The organism is Stenotrophomonas sp. NPDC077420 (assembly GCF_044543385.1).
GTDB lineage: Bacteria > Pseudomonadota > Gammaproteobacteria > Xanthomonadales > Xanthomonadaceae > Stenotrophomonas.
Map to the genome: position 1 here is coordinate 433,962 of NZ_JBITVZ010000001.1, position 18,170 is coordinate 452,131.

Annotated in this window: 18 protein-coding genes; 10 read left to right on the plus strand and 8 right to left on the minus strand. The window is 68.7% G+C overall.

The annotated features are described in order from the left end of the window. The first annotated feature begins 46 nt into the window (after window positions 1-46). Both ACIGII_RS01890 and ACIGII_RS01895 read left to right on the plus strand, forming a co-directional pair. On the plus strand, window positions 47-355 hold the full coding sequence (locus ACIGII_RS01890; RefSeq protein ID WP_399635261.1) for an NAD(P) transhydrogenase subunit alpha: 309 nt from the start codon (window positions 47-49) through the stop codon (window positions 353-355). Beyond that, a complete protein-coding gene (locus ACIGII_RS01895; protein ID WP_399635258.1) occupies window positions 352-1,806 on the plus strand; it encodes an NAD(P)(+) transhydrogenase (Re/Si-specific) subunit beta in 1,455 nt (484 codons plus the stop codon). Before ACIGII_RS01890 ends, ACIGII_RS01895 begins: the two co-directional genes overlap by 4 nt. Window positions 1,807-2,047: 241 nt before the next feature. Here ACIGII_RS01895 and ACIGII_RS01900 read toward each other — a convergent pair whose 3' ends face one another. After that, a complete protein-coding gene (locus ACIGII_RS01900) occupies window positions 2,048-2,467 on the minus strand; it encodes a hypothetical protein (RefSeq protein WP_399635255.1) in 420 nt (139 codons plus the stop codon). 117 nt (window positions 2,468-2,584) lie between these two features. On the opposite strand from ACIGII_RS01900, the gene sufT reads away from it, so the two are divergent. The 3 genes from sufT to ACIGII_RS01915 all read left to right on the plus strand — a co-directional run bounded on the left by sufT (window position 2,585) and on the right by ACIGII_RS01915 (window position 6,462). Then, entirely contained in the window at window positions 2,585-3,136 is a 552-nt protein-coding gene (sufT, locus tag ACIGII_RS01905) for a putative Fe-S cluster assembly protein SufT (protein ID WP_399635252.1), read from the plus strand. A gap of 37 nt (window positions 3,137-3,173) precedes the next feature. Continuing rightward, complete coding sequence (locus ACIGII_RS01910; protein ID WP_399635248.1) at window positions 3,174-4,271, plus strand: branched-chain amino acid aminotransferase; 1,098 nt, start codon at window positions 3,174-3,176, stop codon at window positions 4,269-4,271. Window positions 4,272-4,722: 451 nt separating this feature from the next. Beyond that, window positions 4,723-6,462 carry a S8 family peptidase gene (locus tag ACIGII_RS01915; protein WP_399635247.1) on the plus strand — a complete coding sequence of 580 codons (1,740 nt, stop codon included), beginning with the start codon at window positions 4,723-4,725 and terminating at the stop codon, window positions 6,460-6,462. A gap of 91 nt (window positions 6,463-6,553) precedes the next feature. Here ACIGII_RS01915 and ACIGII_RS01920 read toward each other — a convergent pair whose 3' ends face one another. From ACIGII_RS01920 to wrbA, 3 genes are all read right to left on the minus strand, one after another. After that, entirely contained in the window at window positions 6,554-7,039 is a 486-nt protein-coding gene (locus ACIGII_RS01920; protein ID WP_399635245.1) for an asparaginase domain-containing protein, read from the minus strand. Window positions 7,040-7,170: 131 nt separating this feature from the next. Continuing rightward, window positions 7,171-7,509 (minus strand): DUF2069 domain-containing protein, encoded by a 339-nt coding sequence (locus tag ACIGII_RS01925; protein ID WP_399635244.1) that lies wholly within the window; start codon window positions 7,507-7,509, stop codon window positions 7,171-7,173. Next, window positions 7,506-8,096: an NAD(P)H:quinone oxidoreductase gene (gene wrbA, locus ACIGII_RS01930; RefSeq protein ID WP_399635241.1), complete on the minus strand. Its 591-nt coding sequence runs from the start codon at window positions 8,094-8,096 to the stop codon at window positions 7,506-7,508. The genes ACIGII_RS01925 and wrbA overlap by 4 nt, the downstream gene beginning before the upstream one ends. Window positions 8,097-8,169: 73 nt before the next feature. Between wrbA and ACIGII_RS01935 the strand changes: the two genes are divergently transcribed. Further along, complete coding sequence (locus ACIGII_RS01935; RefSeq protein WP_399635239.1) at window positions 8,170-9,444, plus strand: YihY family inner membrane protein; 1,275 nt, start codon at window positions 8,170-8,172, stop codon at window positions 9,442-9,444. Further along, a complete protein-coding gene (locus ACIGII_RS01940) occupies window positions 9,441-10,004 on the plus strand; it encodes a TlpA family protein disulfide reductase (RefSeq protein ID WP_399635236.1) in 564 nt (187 codons plus the stop codon). The genes ACIGII_RS01935 and ACIGII_RS01940 overlap by 4 nt, the downstream gene beginning before the upstream one ends. Window positions 10,005-10,054: 50 nt before the next feature. Here ACIGII_RS01940 and ppk2 read toward each other — a convergent pair whose 3' ends face one another. Genes ppk2 through hemA form a run of 4 tightly spaced genes read right to left on the minus strand, consistent with a single transcriptional unit; the run spans window position 10,055 to window position 14,886 of the window. Further along, window positions 10,055-10,822, minus strand: coding sequence for a polyphosphate kinase 2 (gene ppk2 / locus ACIGII_RS01945; RefSeq protein WP_399635234.1), 768 nt, complete (start codon window positions 10,820-10,822; stop codon window positions 10,055-10,057). Between the two features lie 20 nt (window positions 10,823-10,842). Beyond that, window positions 10,843-12,537: a tetratricopeptide repeat protein gene (locus ACIGII_RS01950; protein WP_399635231.1), complete on the minus strand. Its 1,695-nt coding sequence runs from the start codon at window positions 12,535-12,537 to the stop codon at window positions 10,843-10,845. A gap of 2 nt (window positions 12,538-12,539) precedes the next feature. After that, on the minus strand, window positions 12,540-13,625 hold the full coding sequence (gene prfA / locus ACIGII_RS01955; RefSeq protein WP_399635229.1) for a peptide chain release factor 1: 1,086 nt from the start codon (window positions 13,623-13,625) through the stop codon (window positions 12,540-12,542). Then, on the minus strand, window positions 13,603-14,886 hold the full coding sequence (hemA, locus tag ACIGII_RS01960) for a glutamyl-tRNA reductase (protein ID WP_399635226.1): 1,284 nt from the start codon (window positions 14,884-14,886) through the stop codon (window positions 13,603-13,605). The genes prfA and hemA overlap by 23 nt, the downstream gene beginning before the upstream one ends. A gap of 64 nt (window positions 14,887-14,950) precedes the next feature. Between hemA and ACIGII_RS01965 the strand changes: the two genes are divergently transcribed. From ACIGII_RS01965 to ispE, 3 genes are read left to right on the plus strand one after another with little or no spacing between them, the layout of a single operon-like run. Continuing rightward, window positions 14,951-16,636: a tetratricopeptide repeat protein gene (locus tag ACIGII_RS01965; protein WP_399635224.1), complete on the plus strand. Its 1,686-nt coding sequence runs from the start codon at window positions 14,951-14,953 to the stop codon at window positions 16,634-16,636. Between the two features lie 5 nt (window positions 16,637-16,641). Continuing rightward, entirely contained in the window at window positions 16,642-17,295 is a 654-nt protein-coding gene (gene lolB, locus ACIGII_RS01970; protein ID WP_399635759.1) for a lipoprotein insertase outer membrane protein LolB, read from the plus strand. Continuing rightward, window positions 17,292-18,161 carry a 4-(cytidine 5'-diphospho)-2-C-methyl-D-erythritol kinase gene (gene ispE, locus ACIGII_RS01975; protein ID WP_399635222.1) on the plus strand — a complete coding sequence of 290 codons (870 nt, stop codon included), beginning with the start codon at window positions 17,292-17,294 and terminating at the stop codon, window positions 18,159-18,161. The genes lolB and ispE overlap by 4 nt, the downstream gene beginning before the upstream one ends. Window positions 18,162-18,170: the final 9 nt, after the last annotated feature.

An 18,170-nucleotide genomic window follows, 5' to 3' on the forward strand; every position in this document is an offset into this window, starting at 1 on the left:
TGGTTATGATGCAGGGACGGGAAGACCGCCTGGGAGAGAGACTGCAATGAGCGACGGGTTCGTGGCGTTGTACATCTTCATGCTGGCCGCGATCGCCGGCCACGTGATCATTTCGCGGGTGCCGGTGATCCTGCACACCCCCCTGATGTCCGGATCCAATTTCATCCACGGCATCGTGCTGATCGGGGCCATGGTGGTGCTGGGCCACGCGCAGACCCCGCTGGAGAAGATCATCGGCTTCATCGCGGTGGTGCTGGGCGCGGGCAATGCGGCCGGCGGCTACGTGGTGACCGAACGCATGCTGGACATGTTCAAGCCCAGCCAGAAGCGCGATGGCGGGGAGAAGGCGCCTTGAACGTGACCACCGCGCAACTGCTGCAGTGGCTGGTGCAGGTGAGCTACCTGGTCGCCGCCACGCTGTTCCTGCTCGGCCTGCAGCGCATGGCCTCGCCGATGACCGCACGCAGCGGCATCCGCTGGGCCGGTCTGGGCATGCTGATCGCCACCGTGGCAACCTTCTTCCTTCCCGACCTGCATAACGTGCCGCTGATCCTGGCGGCGGTGGCCATCGGTACCGGCGTGGCCTGGGGGTCGGCCAGGCGCGTGGCGATCACCGACATGCCGCAGATGGTGGCGCTGTACAACGGCATGGGCGGCGGCTCGGCGGCCGCGATCGGTGCGGTCGAACTGCTGCGCTTCTCGTTCCTGGTCAACCGCGATACCACCCACTGGAGCGGGCAGGCCATCGCCGAACTGGCCGCCCGGCAGCCGTCGACCACGGTGCTGGCGCTGGCCATCATCGGCTCGGCGATCGGTGCGGTGTCGCTGTCCGGTTCGATCATTGCCTGGGCCAAGCTCGACGGCCGCCTGGACCGGCGCGTCACCTTCCCGGGCCAGCAGGCCTTCAACCTGCTGGTGGCGGTGGCGATGGTCGTGCTGGGGATCTGGGCAGCGGTGAGCCTGAGCCCGGTGGCGATCATCAGCTTCTTCGTGGTCGCGCTGGCGCTGGGCGTGCTGATGACCCTGCCGATCGGTGGCGCGGACATGCCGGTGGTGATTTCGCTGTACAACGCGTTCACCGGCCTGGCGGTGGCCTTCGAAGGCTATGTGCTGGGCAACGAGGCGCTGATCATCGCCGGCATGATGGTCGGTGCGGCCGGCATCCTGCTGACCCGGTTGATGGCCAAGGCGATGAACCGGCCGATCAGCGGCGTGCTGTTCTCCAACTTCGGCGGCGGAGGCGCCGCGCAGGAAATCACCGGTGCGCAGAAGCCGATCGAGGCCAGCGACGTGGCCGCGCTGATGGCGTTCGCCGAGCGCGTGGTGATCGTGCCCGGCTATGGCATGGCGGTGGCCCAGGCCCAGCACAAGGTATGGGAACTGGCGCAGCGTCTGATCGAGCGTGGGATCAAGGTCAAGTTCGCGATCCACCCGGTGGCCGGGCGCATGCCGGGCCACATGAACGTGCTGCTGGCCGAAGCGGGTGTGCCTTACGACCTGATCGCCGACATGGACGACATCAACCCCGAGTTCCCCAACACCGACGTGGCCCTGGTGATCGGCGCCAACGACGTGGTCAATCCGGTGGCGCGCACCGACCCGGCCAGCCCGATTTACGGCATGCCGATCCTGGACGTGGTCAACGCGCGCAACGTGGTGGTGATCAAGCGCGGCAAGGGCACCGGATTTGCCGGCATCGAAAACGCGCTGTTCTACGCCGACAACGCGCGGATGCTCTACGGCGACGGAGCCGGGGCGGCGAGCGCGTTGGTCAGTGAATTGAAAGCCCTGGACGGCGGGCATTGAGTTTCCAGGTCACGACCAACGGTCGTGACCTACCCGGGCACACCGACCTGCCGGTAGGTCACGACCGTTGGTCGTGACGCACCCGGGATTGCACACCGACCTGCCGGTAGGTCACGACCGTTGGTCGTGACGCACCCGGGATTGCACACCGACCTGCCGGTAGGTCACGACCGTTGGTCGTGACGCACCCGGGATTGCACACCGACCTGCCGGTAGGTCACGACCGTTGGTCGTGACGCTCTCACCGCGCGATCCACCACCCAACCACCAGGCCCACCCCCAACCACAACCACTCGGCAACCCCGTTGGCCAGCTGAATCAAGGTGGCCGCCATGAACGGCCCCATGCGCAACGCTGAATTCCACGGGTCCAGCCCCAGCGACCCGCCCAGGTAGGCCGAGGCAATGGCCCAGTTGGCCGCCAGCGCCACCAGCACGGTGAAGCCCACGGTCAATCCCACCCGAAGCGGCCCGGCCTGCAGCTTCCCCAGCCGCAGCATGAAACCCAGCTCCAGTGCGGCCAGTACGGCCATCCAGCCCGCCTGGCGACCGCTCAGCAGTGCAATGACCAACCAGGCCAGCGTGGCCGTGACGACACCAAGCAGAAACAGCGGGGGCCAGAGCCAGGCGTAGGACCGGGCGGGCGCAGAGGTGGGCGGCATGCATTCTTCCTTTGGACGCCCACAGGATACCGGCTTGCGGGGTGACCGGCGCGTGGGCGGCCACTGGGCTAAAATGACCACCTTGCGGGAATTGGCCGCGACCCCATATCGATCCACATGTACTCCCGTAGCAGCGAACCCGTCCACTTCGAACGCGACTGCGAGGCCGTCATGGTCCCGCAGGGCGAAACGGTCACCTTGCCGGCCGGCAGCTATGGGTACATCACCCAGGCGCTGGGCGGCAGCTATACCGTGTTCGTCGAAGGCAATCTGTTCCGCATCGCCGGCAAGAACGGCGATGCCATTGGCAAGGACCCGGTGCCTGCGCTGGAACTGCCCGCCGATGCGTCCGACGAGGAGGTCGAAAAGCTGGTCTGGCAGCAGCTGCGCACCTGCTTCGACCCGGAAATACCGTTCAACATCGTCGACCTCGGCCTGGTCTACGAAGTGGAACTCAAGCACCTGGACGATGGCCAGCGCGAGGTCGACGTCAAGATGACCCTCACCGCGCCCGGCTGTGGCATGGGCGACATCCTGGTCGATGACGTCCGCAGCAAGCTGGAAATGATCCCGACCGTGGCCGAGGCCGATGTCGAGCTGGTGTTCGACCCGCCGTGGAACCAGCAGATGATGTCCGAGGCCGCCCGGCTCGAAACCGGCATGCTGTAATCCATGCGTACCCCGTAACCAGAACAGGAATCATCCGGTGTCCCAGACTTCCGTGAGCTTCACCACCACCCGTTCCGCCCAGCCGCGCAGCAGCGAGGAGCGTGATCGCATCCTGGCCGCCCCGGGGTTTGGTCTGCATTTCACCGACCACATGGTGGAAGTACGCTGGGACAAGGACACCGGCTGGCACAGCGCCAACGTGCGCCCGTATGGCCCGCTGCAGCTGGATCCGGCCGCTGCCGTGCTGCACTACGGCCAGGAAATCTTCGAAGGCATCAAGGCTTACCGCCACGCCGATGGCTCGATCTGGACCTTCCGCCCGGATGCCAATGGCCGCCGCCTGCAGCGCTCGGCGCAGCGCCTGGCGCTGCCGGAGCTGCCGGTGGAGATTTTCGTCGAATCGCTGAAGCAGCTGATCGCCGTGGATGCCAGCTGGGTGCCGTCGGCCGACGAATCCAGCCTGTATTTCCGTCCGTTCATGATCGGCGATGAGGCCTTCCTTGGCGTGCGTGGCGCGCAGAAGGCCGGCTACTACGTGATCGCCAGCCCGGCCGGTCCGTACTTCGCCAAGGGCGTGGCCCCGGTGGCGATCTGGCTGTCCACCGAATACGCGCGTGCGGCCAAGGGCGGCACCGGTGCGGCCAAGTGCGGTGGCAACTACGCCGCCTCGCTGCTGCCGCAGCAGAAGGCGCAGGCCCAGGGCTGCTCGCAGGTCCTGTTCCTGGATCCGGTGGAAGGCAAGTACCTGGAAGAACTGGGTGGCATGAACGTGTTCCTGGTCTACAGGGACGGCACGTTGGTGACGCCCGAGCTGTCGGGCAGCATCCTGGAAGGCATCACCCGTGAAAGCATCCTGCAGCTGGCCCGCGACCGTGGCATGAAGGTCGAAGAGCGCAAGGTCAGCATCGATGAGTGGAAGCAGGGCGTGGCCTCCGGCGAGATCGCCGAAGTGTTCGCCTGCGGTACCGCCGCCGTGGTGACCCCGATCGGCCAGCTCAAGGGGGAGGGTTTCTCCGTGGGCGACCTCGGCGCCCCGGCCGGCGAAGTGACCATGTCGCTGCGCAAGGAGCTGACCGACATCCAGTATGGCCGCCTGCCTGACCGCCACGGCTGGCTGGTGCGCCTGGACGGCTGAGCCGACCCGATCTGCCTGCATCCAAGGCCCGCCTGGCAACAGGCGGGCCTTTTTCATGGGCGGCGGACGGGTCAAGCCACGCCCCCGACCCCCTCGCTGAAACGATCCAAACCCCGCTAACCCGTTGTTGCGCAAGCAATGTCTCGTCATTGACGCGCAAGACAGTGACGCAGGACACGGATTGCGTCCGTCGTGACCATCCCGTTGCCGCCACATTCCTTCACATTCACAAACCCTTGACCCGGAAAGTCTCAGATCGAACTTTTCACAACCCTGAAAGCGGGCTGAAACATTGTTGGGCCACGCCCGAACCACTAGCGTCCGGGATCGGGCGGTTTGACAGGGGAAACCGATCCGTCTTCCAGGTTCGATTCAAGCCTTCTGTCTCCCGCGACGGATCGAACCGACTCTCGCCGCATCGACGGCTCCTCTCGACTTAAAGGGAATACCGATGTCTAACGATTCGCAGCGTCTGCGTCCGCGTGCATGGGTGGTACTCGGTGGTTCGGTTCTTTCGACCCTGTTGCTGGCCGCCCCGGCGTTCGCCGGCGACGTGCAGCTGAGTGGCCTGGCCTCCGCGCCCACCCACCAGCGCTTCATCGTGAAGTACAAGGACGGCGCCACCGACGTGGCCACGCCGACCGTATTGGCCAGTTCGCTGAAGGCCGCGGCAGCGGCGGTGCCGGCAGCGCAGGGGCGCGCGCTGGGCCTGCAGAAGCTGCGCACGCTGGCGATCGGTCCCACCGTGGTCAAGGCCGACCGCCCGCTGGACGTTGCCGAGTCGGAACTGCTGATGCGCCGCCTGGCGGCCGACCCGAACGTGGAATACGTGGAAGTCGACCAGCTGATGCGGGCCACCCTGACCCCGAACGACGCACGCCTGTCCGAGCAGTGGGGCTTCGGCACCAGCAATGCCTCCATCAACGTGCGCCCGGCCTGGGACAAGGCCACCGGCACCGGCGTGGTGGTGGCCGTGATCGACACCGGCATCACCAACCATGCCGACCTCAATGCCAACATCCTGCCCGGCTACGACTTCATCAGCGACGCGGCGATGGCGCGTGACGGCGGTGGCCGCGACAACAATGCCAACGACGAAGGCGACTGGTACGGCGCCAACGAGTGCGGCGCAGGCTATCCGGCCGCCAACTCCAGCTGGCACGGTACCCACGTGGCCGGCACCATCGCCGCCGTGACCAACAACAGCACCGGTGTGGCGGGTACCGCCTACAACGCCAAGGTGGTGCCGGTACGCGTGCTGGGCAAGTGCGGCGGCTACACCTCCGACATCGCCGATGCCATCGTGTGGGCGTCGGGTGGCACCGTCAGCGGCGTCCCGGCCAACGCCAATCCGGCCGAAGTGATCAACATGTCGCTGGGTGGCAGCGGCAGCTGCTCGGCCACCTACCAGAATGCGATCAACGGCGCGGTGTCGCGTGGCACCACCGTGGTGGTCGCCGCCGGCAACAGCAATACCAACGTGTCCTCGGCGGTGCCGGCCAACTGCGCCAACGTGATCGCGGTGGCGGCCACCACCTCCGCCGGCGCGCGCGCCAGCTTCTCCAACTACGGCACCGGCATCGACGTCTCGGCGCCGGGCCAGGCGATCCTGTCCACGCTCAACAGCGGCACCACGGTGCCCGGCAGCGCGTCCTACGCCTCGTACAACGGTACCTCGATGGCGGCGCCGCACGTGGCCGGCGTGGTTGCGCTGGTGCAGTCGGTGGCGCCGACCGCGTTGTCGCCAGCCGCGGTCGAAACCCTGCTCAAGAACACCGCGCGGGCATTGCCGGGTGCGTGCAGTGGCGGCTGCGGTGCGGGCATCGTCGACGCCGATGCCGCGGTTACCGCAGCACTGGGCGGCACCAACCCGAACCCGGGCACCGGCACCCTGCAGAACAACGTGCCGGTGACCGGCCTGGGCGCATCCAGCGGCGCGTCACTGTCCTACACCGTGGCCGTGCCGTCGGGTCGTTCGCAGCTGAAGGTGACCATCGCCGGCGGCAGTGGCGACGCCGACCTGTACGTGCGTTCGGGCAGTGCCCCGACCGACACCGTGTACACCTGCCGTCCGTACCTGAGCGGCAACAACGAGACCTGCACGATCACTGCGCCGGCGGCGGGTACCTGGCATGTGCGGGTGAAGGCGTACAGTACGTTCTCGGGGGTTACGCTCACCGCGCAGTACTGATGTCATCGGTCACCCGACCAACGGTCGGGTGCAACCGGGGGTAGGTGCCGACCGTTGGTCGGCACGCCCCACGCGTGGCGCGGTTACCGCGTCACGCGTCTTCAAATCTGTTCGCGGCCACGTTCTTGCGGACGTGTTCGGGGTTCCAGATGCGGCCGTTCATGGCGATGTACACGCCCGGCTGCAGCGACTGCACCGCGCCGATCGCACAGCCGATGTTGAATTCGGCATCCGAACCACGGAAACGGGCCGGGCTGAGTGCGCCGGTCATCACGATGGTCTTGTCCGCAATGCTCTTGAGCACGCGGCCGGTCTGCACCATCGAGTCGGTGCCGTGGGTCACCAGCACATGGCGGGTCGGCTGTGCGGCGATGGTGGCGCGGATCAGCTCGCGGTCTTCATCGCTGATGTGCAGCGAGTCCTTGCGCAGGATCGGGATCACGTTGAAGCGGAAGGTCACGCCCAGCTCGCGCAGGATCATCCCGATCTGCGGATCGCCGATCTGGTAGTCCGACTTATCGTCGAAGTAGATCTTGTCGATCGTGCCGCCGGTGGTGATGATCAGTAGTTCGTCCATTGCAGCAATCCTGGTTTGACGGTTGAGCGGCGCGACCATGGCCGCGCAAGGTGCACATGATACGGCGACGAGATCGGTAGCGCCGGCCGTTGGCCGGCCCACGTACCGCCTGGGCCAGCCAACGGCCGGCGCTACCGGGCCTTCGTAAACCGCCTGCGCAGCCCCGGCGCGCTCGACACGCCGATCACCGCCAGCGCCAGCAGCAGCTCCAGCCACGCCCACACCGCCGTCTCCGGATGGCTCCAGGCACTCATCACCCCGTGGCTGAACCAGAACAGCGACAGCACCCCGGCCCAGAACGTGGCCTGGCCACGGCCGCCGAGCACGCCGGCGGCCAGCAGCAGCGGGGGCAGGGTGAAGACCAGCTGGCTGGCCAGCCAGTGCCGGTCCTGCGCGAACCAGATCGCATACACCGCCGCCAAGGCCAGCAGCAATCCGGCCAGCGTCCATTTCTGCAGCCGCGGGCTCATCCCAGCCGCCCTGCGATGTCGGCCACCCGTCGGCCCAGCGCACGCGCCAGCACCGCTTCGTCCTCGCTGGGCACCGGGTTGTCGTCCGCACCGGCCACGTGGCTGGCGCCGTAAGGCGTGCCGCCGCTGGTGGTGTGGCTGAGCGCCGGTTCGGTGAACGGAATGCCCACGATCAGGCAGCCGTGGTGCAGCAGCGGCACCTGCATCGACAGCAGCGTCGATTCCTGCCCGCCATGCAGCGACGCGGTCGAGGTGAACACGCCCGCCGGCTTGCCGGCCAGCGTGCCGTTGACCCATTCGGCGCCGAGTCCGTCCAGGAAATGCTTGACCGGCGCGGCCATGTTGCCGAAGCGGGTCGGGCTGCCCAGCAGCAGGCCACTGCACTCGGCCAGGTCCTCCACGCACACGTACGGGGCACCGTCCTCGGGCACCGGCGGCCGCGCGGTCTGGGTCACCGCCGCCACCGGCGGCACCGTGCGCAGGCGCGCGCTCATGCCCGGCACTTCGCCGATGCCGCGCGCGATCTGGCGCGCAAGCCGCGCCACCGAACCGCCACGGCTGTAGTACAGCACCAGAATCTCCGCCATCTCGCTTCCGTTGTGACCCTTCCGGTCCGCAGTATGGCATTGCCTCCACCCGGCTTCAGGTAGGCTTGCCCTGATGGAACCCCTGGATACTCTCAATCTATGGTTGGAACGCGGGCGCGACCGCGCCCGCACCGCCAGCTTCGGTCGCTTCCTGTGGCGCCGCTTCCTGGACGACCGCCTGTTCCAGGCGGCGGCCTCGCTGGCCTACACCACCGTGTTCGCGCTGGTGCCGCTGGCGATCGTGGTGTTTGGCGTGCTCTCGGCGTTCCCGGTCTTCGACCGCTGGAGCGACACGCTCAGCGACTACGTGTTTTCCAACTTCGTGCCCAATGCCGCGCGTGCCGCCGAGGGCTACCTGCGCCAGTTCTCGGCCAGTGCCGGCCAGCTCACCGCGGCGGGTTTCATCGCGCTGGTGGTGTCGCTGCTGATCACCCTCAACAGCGTCGAGGAAACCTTCAACCAGATCTGGCGGGTCAGCTCGACCCGGCCCAAGCTGACCCGCTTCCTGGTCTACTGGACCGTGCTGACCCTGGGCGCGATGCTGGCTGCCGCATCGCTGGCGGTGTCGGCAAGGGTCTTCGCGCTGCCGTTGTTCGGGACCAGCGAAGGCCGCCTGCTGGCCGACGCCTCGCTGACCCTGGCGCCGATCCTGATCGAATTCGTCTGCATCACGCTGGTCTACCGGGTGGTGCCGCACCACACGGTGAAATGGCGGCATGCCATCCCCGGCGCGATCCTGGCCGCGGTGATGCTGGAACTGGTGAAGTGGGGCATGGGGGCCTACCTGGGCAGCTTCCAGTCCTATCAGAAGCTGTATGGCACGGTGGCGTTCGTGCCGATCCTGCTGCTGTGGATCTACCTGTGCTGGGTGTCGGTGCTGCTGGGCGCGTCGCTGGCCTCCTCGATTGCCGCGTTCCGCTACCAGCCCGCCGACCTGCGCCTGCCCACCGGCTACGAGCTGTATGGCCTGCTGCGCCTGATCGGGCGTTTCCACCAGGCGCGCCTGGACGGGCGTGGACTGGACGAGGACGAGGTGCTGCGGCTGGAGCCGATGCTCACCGATTCGCTGCTGCAGAGCATGCTCTGCGACCTGGAGGCGATCCGTGTGGTGCACCGTGACGAGCAGGGCGAATGGCTGCTGGCCCGCGACCTGGACCGGGTGACCCTGGCCGACCTGTACGAATCCACGCAGCTGCGCATTCCGGTCAAGGAAGCCTACCTGCCCTACCGCGACGACAGCCTGGGCATCGCCTCGGTGGCGGCGCTGGATGCACTGCGCCTGCCCCTGCGCGAGCTGCTCAAGCGCCGCGTCAGCGACATCTATACCCCGCACGGAGAAACCCCATGACCCCCAAGTCCCTGCTGCTGGCGCTGGGCGTGCTGGCCCTGGCCGGCTGCAACAAGCCTACCCCGCAACCCGACGCCAGCCCCGCGCCGCCCGCGCCGGTGGCCACGCCCGCCGACCCGGCCACGCCGTCGGAGGCGGCCAGCCCGAACCTGGAACGCAAGACCGCAGCCCGGCCGCGCCTGGTCCTGCCGGCGCTGGATGGCAGCACCTACGACCTGGCCGCGCACCGCGGCAAATGGGTGGTGGTGAACTTCTGGGCCACCTGGTGCGCGCCGTGCCGCAAGGAGATGCCGGAACTGGCGGCGCTGCACGCCATGCGCGAAGACATCGAAGTGGTGGGACTGGCCTATGAGGACATCGAGGCCGCGGAGATGAAGGCCTTCCTGGAAAAGCTGCCGGTGACCTATCCGATCGTGATCGTGGACACCTACAACCCGCCCGAAGACTTCGCCGTGCCGCGCGGCCTGCCCATGACCTACCTGATCGCGCCCGATGGCACCGTGGCCAAGGAGTTCCTCGGCCCGGTCACGGCAGCGGACATCGAAAAGATCGTCCGATGAGCGGGCCGGTCCGGAGGATCGGGATCAATCCCCCCAGCGGCCGCGAATGATCACAGGTTGATCGGCTTCAACACCCCGTACTGCTCCTGCTGCAGTTTTCCCTTCAGCGGCGGCAGCTCGGGGATCGGGTCGTCCACCCGCGTGTCGGGCAGGCGGTCGAGCAGGTTGCGGACCAGGTCCAGCCGACCGCGCTTCTGGTCATTGAAGTCCACCAGCGTCCACGGCGCGTGCTCGCGGTGGGTGGCGCGCAGCATCGTTTCGCGCGCCTCGGTGTAGGCGCTGTACCGGCTGCGCGACTTCAGGTCCACCGGCGACAGCTTCCAGCCCTTGAGCGGGTCGACGTGGCGTTCGGCGAAGCGCTTTTCCTGCTGCGCCTGGTCCACGCCCAGCCAGTACTTGAACAGCAGGATGCCGTCGTCGACCAGCAGCTGTTCGAACACCGGTGCCTGCGCCAGGAAGGCGCGGTACTCGGCTTCGCTGCAGTAGCCCATCACGTGTTCCACCCCCGCGCGGTTGTACCAGCTGCGGTCCATCAGCACGATCTCGCCGGCGGCGGGCAGGTTCGATACATAGCGCTGGAAGTACCACTGGGTGCTTTCCCGGTCGGTCGGCTTGGGCAGCGCGACGACCCGGCACTGGCGCGGGTTGAGGTGTTCGGCGATGGCCTGGATGGCACCGCCCTTGCCGGCGGTGTCGCGCCCTTCGAACAGCACCAGGATGCGCTGCCCGGTGTGCTGGGCCCAGCGTGCCATGGTGGCCAGTTCCAGCTGCATCGGTTCGAGCAGTGCCTGGTATTCCTTGCGCTTGAGCTTGCCCATGCATCCCTCGTTGTCGGTTGCTACCGGATCGGCCCGCCCTGCGGTTTCGCCATGGCCTCCACCGCGGCGGTGAAATCACGCGCGAATCCTGCCATGTCGAACACGCCACTCCGGTCTCGCGCCCTCGCCACTTTGGAGCGCAGGGCGGCCAGCGTCAGCGGATCGTTGCCCAACGCTACGGCGGTGTCGATGAAGGCGCGGTCATCGGCGGCATTCAGTTCCTCCAGGCCCAGGTGGTGGTTGAGCGAGCCGGCCACGCGCGCGGCGAAGGTGGTCCCGGGGCAGGTCAACACCGGGCAACCGGCCCACAGCGCATCCGATGCGGTGGTGTGCGCGTTGTACGGATGGGTGTCCAGGAACAGATCGGCGTGCGCGTAGCGCGCCAGGTAGGTCGGGTGCGGCAGCTTCGGCATGAACACTAGCCGCGCCGGGTCCAGCCCCGCCTCGCGCGCGGCCGAGCGCAGGCGCGCATCGGCGTGGCCCGGGCCCGACAGCAGCCACAGCACGCTGCCGGGCACGCCCTGCAGCACGGCGAAGGCGCGGCGCATGCTGCGCGGGTTGAGTTTGTAGCTGTTGTTGAAGCAGCAGAACACCACACCCTGCGCGGGCAGCCCGCAGGCCACGCGGTCGGGCGCCGGTTCCAGCACGCGGGTCGGGTCGGAGGGCTGGAACGCGCGGGGCAGGTAGTGCACCCGCTCGCTGAACGCCGGCGCCAGTGCGGTGGGGAGTACGAAGGCGTCGGCCAGCACGTAGTCCATCCAGTCGGCACCGGAGGTGCCCGGGTAGGCCAGCCAGGTCACCTGCACCGGCGCAGGGCGCATCGCCAGCACCGCCGGGGTGCCGCCGCCGCCCCAGCCGCGCAGGTCGAACAGCACGTCGATGCCGGCGCCGCGGATCGCGGCGGCGATCGCTGCGTGCGGCAGCCCGGCGACCTCGTGCAGGGTGTCGGCGGCGGCCCGCAGGCGTGCGCGGATGCCACTGCCATCGTCGCCATTGAGCGCGAACAGGTGCAGCTCCAGCGCACCCAGCGCGCGCAGCTGTTCGAACAGCGCCACGGTCAGCAGGCCGGTCGGGTGCGCGCCGAAACCATTGGAAAGGAAGCCCACCCGCAACCGCCCGTGCGCGCGGACCGTGGCGCGGGGCAGCGCACGCACGCCTTCGGCGATCGCGGCGGCCCGCTGCCGCGCGCAGGCCAGCTGCTCGGCGGCGCTGCTGTCTTCGCTGAGGAACGCAAACGGCTCGACCACCGCCGCGCCCTGCGCGACCGCCTGCCGCACCTGCCGGGACAGGGTGTCGAGCCCGCGCCAATCGCACAGCCGGCGTTGCCAGTTGAGCAGCTGCGCGCTGATGTAGGGCTCGCCCGGCAGCAGCTGGTGCGCGTGCCGGTAGGCATCGGCGGCGGCTTCGGGCTGGTTGGCGTCTTCCAGCGCGTGGCCCAGCCACAGCGCGATGCCCGGATGCTGGGGAACGAGATCGGACGCCTGCCGCAACAGCGCGGCCGCCTCGTCGTGGCGGCCCTGCATCCAGCGCGTACGGCCCAGCCGCGCCAGCGCCTCGGGGTGCCCGGGGCGCAGCTGCAGCGCGCGCTGGGCCGCCTGCTCGCCGGCCACGGTATCGCCGGCTTCCAGCTCGGCGTCGGCCAGCATCACCCAGGCGATGAAGTCCTGCGGCTGGCGCTGCACCGCGCCGCGCAGCTGCTCGCGCTGCGGGTCCATGCTCACGCGCCGGCGGACAGCTGGGCCAGCTCGTCGGCCTGGTGTTCGTGGATCAGCCGCTCGACCAGGGTGTCCATCTCGCCGGCGATGATGTTGGGCAGGTCGTACAGGGTCAGCCCTTCCACGCGATGATCGGTAATCCGGCCCTGCGGGAAACTGTAGGTGCGGATGCGCTGGCTGCGGTCGCCACTGCCGACCTGCAGCCGCCGGCTTTCGGCGGTGGCGGCGGCCTGCCTGCTGCGTTCGCTGTCGAGCAGCTGCGCCTTGAGGCGCTTCATCGCCTTGTCGCGGTTGGCGTGCTGGCTGCGTTCGGTCTGGCACTCCACCACCACGCCGCTGGGCAGGTGGGTGATGCGGATCGCCGACTCGGTCTTGTTGACGTGCTGCCCGCCGGCGCCCGAGGAGCGGAATGTATCCACCTTCAGGTCGGCCGGGTTGATCACGATGTCGTCGACCTCGTCGGCCTCGGGAATGATCGCCACGGTGGCCGCCGAGGTGTGGATCCGCCCCTGCGATTCGGTGGCGGGCACGCGCTGCACCCGGTGGGTGCCGGATTCGAACTTCAGCTTGGAATACGCGCCGCGGCCGACCACGCGGGCCACGATTTCCTTGTAACCGCCGTGCTCGCCCGGATTGTCCGATTCGATCTCGACCTTCCAGCCCTGGCGTTCGGCGTAGCGCGCGTACATGCGGAACAGGTCGCCGGCGAAGATCGCCGCTTCATCGCCGCCGGTGCCGGCGCGCACTTCCAGGAACAGGTTGCCGTCATCGCGCGGGTCGCGCGGCACCAGCAGCAGGGCCAGGTCATGGTCGAGCTGCTGCAGGCGTTGCTGTGCCGCCGTGATCTCCTCATCGGCCAGCTCGCGCAGGTCCGGGTCGGCGCGCATGGCCTCGGCCGCAGCGAGGTCGGCCAGCGCGCGCGCTTCGTCGGCCAGCGCACTGGCGATCGGCTGCAGCTGCGCGAACTCGCGCGACAGGTTGCGGAAGCGCTCGTTGTCGCCGACCACGTCCGGGTCGGCCAGCAGGCGTTCAAGTTCTTCGCGGCGCTCGGCCAGCGCTTCCAGCTTACGGCGCAGGGTCGGCGTCATCGGTCCTCTCAGCAGCGTGGTGGTAACCCGGCTTGGCCGGGAACAGGCGCTCGGCGGCGCGGGTGAGTTCAGTATCGCCGCTGAGCGCGGCGGCGCGCAGGGCGGCAGTAGGCGGGTGCAGCAGGCGGTTGGTCAGGCCATGCGCGAGCAGTTCCAGCACTTCTTCCGGCGATTTGCCGTGGGCCAGCTGCTGGCGGGCCTTGTCCAGCATTTCCACCCGGGTCGCTTCGCCATACGCGCGCAGCTGCCGCAGCGGCGCCTGGTGTGCGCTGGCCTGCTGGGTTTCAACAAAGCGCGACACCTGCAGGTCGATGATCGCCTCGGCTTCGGCGGCCGCTTCCCGGCGGCTGCGGCGATTGTCTTCCACCGCGCGCTCCAGGTCGTCCACGGTGTAGAGGAAGGCATCCTTCAGCTCGCCCACGCCGGATTCGATGTCGCGCGGGACCGCCAGGTCGAACAGCAGCATCGGCTTGTGCTTGCGCCCGCGCAGTGCGCTGGCCACCTGCGCCTGGGTGATCACCGGCTCGCGGGCGGCGGTCGCCGAGAACACCACGTCGGCCTCGCCCAGGTGGCGCTCCAGCTCGGTCAGGGGCAGGGCCACGCCGCCATGGCGGCTGGCCAGCTCCTGGGCATGGGCCAGGGTGCGGTTGGCGATCAACAGGCGGCGCACGCGGCCTTCGCTGAGGTGGCGGGCGGCCAGTTCGATGGTTTCGCCGGCGCCCACCAGCAGCACGGTGGAATCCTCCAGCCGCGCGAACGAGTTCTGTGCCAGGCGTACCGCGGTGGAGGCCACCGAGATCGGATTGGCGCCGACCCGGGTATCGGTCCGCGCCCGCTTGGCCACCGAGAAGGTCTGCTGGAACAGGCGGTCAAGGCGCTGCCCGAGCAGGCCATGGTCGCGCGCCATGGCCCAGGCGTCCTTGACCTGGCCCAGGATCTGCGGCTCGCCCAGCACCATCGAGTCCAGCCCGGTGGCGACCCGGAACAGATGGCGCACCGCATCGGCGTCGGCATGCTGGTACAGGTAGCCGTGCAACTGCCCCGCGTGGCGTTCCAGCCACTGCGCCAGGGCCTCGCCGGAATCGGCCACCGCATACAGTTCGGTGCGGTTGCAGGTGGACAGAAGCACCGCCTCGGCCACCTGCGGCGTATCGCGCAGCGACGCCAGTGCCTGGGGCAGGGCGTCGCCGCCGAAGGACGCGCGTTCGCGCAGTTCCACCGGCGCGGTCTGGTGATTCAGTCCGAGCACCCACAGGGTCATTGTTCAGTTGCTTGCGATAAGCTGCTGGCCATTCAAGTCGTCATTTTAAGGCCAGAAGCCCCCGATGCCCGCATTGATTCGCATCCCCAGCGTTCTGCTGCTGTCCCTGCTTGCCGCCGGCCCGCTGTTGGCGGCCCCCAAAGCGCCTGCCGGCAAGGCGGTGCCCGCCGAGCCCGCCTCGTTGACCCCGGTGATGGCCGGCGAGTTCGCGTTGCAGGCCGGCAAGCTGGCCGAGGCCGCGCGCTGGTATCTGGAGGCGGCCGAAGCCGGCGAGGACGACGCCGGCCTGGCCGAGCGGGCGACCCGGATCGCCATGCTGGCCGACGATGACACGCGCGCCAGCCGCGCCCTGGCCTTGTGGGAGAAGCGCGCACCGCGCTCGCTGGGCATGCGCAGCAGCGCCGCCGCCCTGGACCTGCGCAAGGGGGACGTGAAGGGGGCGCGTACCGAACTGGCCGCGCTGCTGCGCGACCCGGACCCGCGTGGCTGGAAGTTCGCGCTCGCCGCGCTGGTCGGGGGCAGCCGCGAGCCGGCCACCGCGGCCGACGTGCTGGGCCGGCTGGTCGACGACAACGCCATTCCCAACCAGCTCGAGCCGTGGCAGGAGTTCGGTCGGCTGGCCATGCGCCTGGACCGGCCCGAACTGGCGCGGCGCATGGTCGATGAAGTGGTGCGGCGCTTCCCGGGCGAGCCGCGGGTGGCGCTGTTGAATGCCAGCCTGATGTACCAGGCCGGCAGGACCGATGAGGCACTGGCGGCCCTGCGTGCGGTGGAGCCGCGCACGGCCAGCGACCCGGAACTGCGCAACGCGGTGGCCATCGCCTACGACGCGATGGGCGAGGCCAAGGCGGCCGAGCGGGTGCTGTCGGTGGGTCCGCAGGACGTGCAGACCTGGGGCATGCGCGCCTCGCTGCTGGCCAAGCAGAAGGACGACCCGGCCCTGCTGGCGCTGTATACCGACCTGTCAAAGCAGGCCACCAAGCCGGATCCGGCCCAGCGCCTGCTGCTGGGCAAGATCGCCGAATACCTCAAGCGCCATGCCGAAGCCGTGGACTGGTACCTGAGCGTGCCCGGTGGCGAGGAGCGCGCCGAAGCGCGCCTGCGCGCGGCCAGTGCCCAGTACGCGTTGGGCCAGCCGGACAAGGCCTTCGCCGGGGTGCACGCGATCCAGTCCGATGCCAGCATCGACGACGAGGCCCGACGCGACGCCTACCTGCTGGAAGCCGAGCTGCGCCAGCGCGGCAACGACCTGCCCGGCGAACTGGATGCGCTGGCCCGCGGCCTGGCTGCGTACCCGGACGAGAATGCCTTGCTGTATGCGCGCGCCCTGGCCTGGGAGCGCCGTGACGATGTTCCGCGTGCCGAGGCCGACCTGCGCAAGATCCTGGTCACCGAACCGGAAAACGTGGCCGCGCTCAACGCGCTGGGGTACACCCTGGCCGACCGCACCACCCGTTACCAGGAGGCGCTTGAGCTGATCGACCGCGCCCGCGTGGCCGAACCGGACAACGCGGCCATCGTCGACAGCTATGGCTGGGTGCTGTATCGCCTCGGCCGCAAAGAGGAGGCACTGGTGCAGCTGCGCCGCGCCTGGACCCTGGCCAAGGACCCGGAGATCGCCGCGCATGTCGGCGAAGTCCTGTGGGTGCTTGGCCGCAAGGACGAGGCCCGCCGCTTCTTCGACGAAGCGCGCCGGCTGGACCCGGAAAACCGTGCGCTGCAGCGCGTGATCGAGAAATACGGCGTATGAAGTGGATGTCGATGAGGGCCGCCTGCGTGGCGGCCATGGCACTGGGGTTGTCGGCCTGTGTGTCGCTGGATACGCGCAAGGCGCCGGCCGCGCCGGACGTGGCGACCCGCATCAGCGCCGAGGCCCGTCAGGCCGAGGATCTGCGGGTGCAGACGCTGCGCGACCGGCCGGACTGGTCGTTCGAAGGCCGCGTCGCGGTCAGCAAAGGCCGCAACGGTGGCAGCGGCCGGATCGACTGGCGGCAGCAGTCGCGCGGCTACGTGGTTGCGCTGAGTGCGCCGGTGACCCGGCAGAGCTGGACCCTCAGTGGTGACAGCGCGCAGGGCGGTGGTCGCCTGGACGGCGTCGACGGCGGGCCACGCCAGGGGCCTGACGCGCAGCAGGTGCTGCTCGAAGCCACGGGCTGGGATATCCCGGTCAACCAGCTGCCCGACTGGGTGCGTGGGCTGGTCGCCGAAGACGTGGCCGCCGCCGGACAGGTAGATCGCGACAGCGACGGCCGTCCGCGCCGGTTCCAGCAGATGGGCTGGGATATCCAATACCTGGACTGGTACCCGGCCGAAGGCGGGCGACCCGTGCTGCCGCGCCGGATCGAGGCGGTCAGGGGCGATGCCAAGGTGCGCCTGCTGGTCGACGGCTGGGTGCTGGACGCGCCATGAGCGCGCCGGACCTGAACGGCGACGGGGACTGGTGGCCGGCCCCGGCCAAGCTGAACCTGTTCCTGCACATCACCGGCCGCCGTGCCGACGGGTACCACGAACTGCAGAGCGTCTTCCGCCTGCTCGACTGGGGTGACCGGCTGCGGCTGAACCTGCGCGCGGACGGCCAGGTCCGTCGCCAGGGACCGTCGGTGGCTGGCGTTGCCGAGGCCGATGATCTCGCTGTGCGTGCCGCGTTGTTGCTTAAAAAATCGGCAAACATCGATGAAGGTGCGGACATTTTCATCGAAAAGAACATTCCTGCCGGCGGTGGCTTCGGCGGTGGCTCGTCGGATGCGGCCACGGTTCTGGTAGCGCTCAACCACCTCTGGCGGGCCGGGCTGACGGTCGATGCGCTGGCCGACCTGGGCCTGCAGCTGGGCGCCGACGTCCCGGTCTTCGTACGTGGCCACAACGCCTGGGCCGAGGGGGTGGGGGAGCGGCTGACCCCGCTGGCGCTGCCGGCGGCCTGGTATGTGATCGCCGACCCGGGCGTGCATGTGCCTACCGCAGCACTTTTCGGCTCCCCGGATTTGACGCGCGACGCTCCAGTGGCGAAAATAGCGGACTTCGCTTCCGGGTCTTTGCTCGGGAATGCGTTCGAGCCGGTACTGCGCCGTCGCGAACCTGCCGTGGAGGCAGTGCTCATCGCGTTGGACAGCATTGGTCGGGCACGACTCACCGGGTCGGGAAGCGGTTGTTTCGTCGAGTTCGACACGCGCGCTGCTGCAGAGCAGGGCCTGGCGAAGTTGCCGGAAGGACTGCGGGCATGGGTGGCTGCGGGCGTGGAGCGCTCGCCACTGCTTGATGTACTCGAGCGTTATTGATTTTGATGC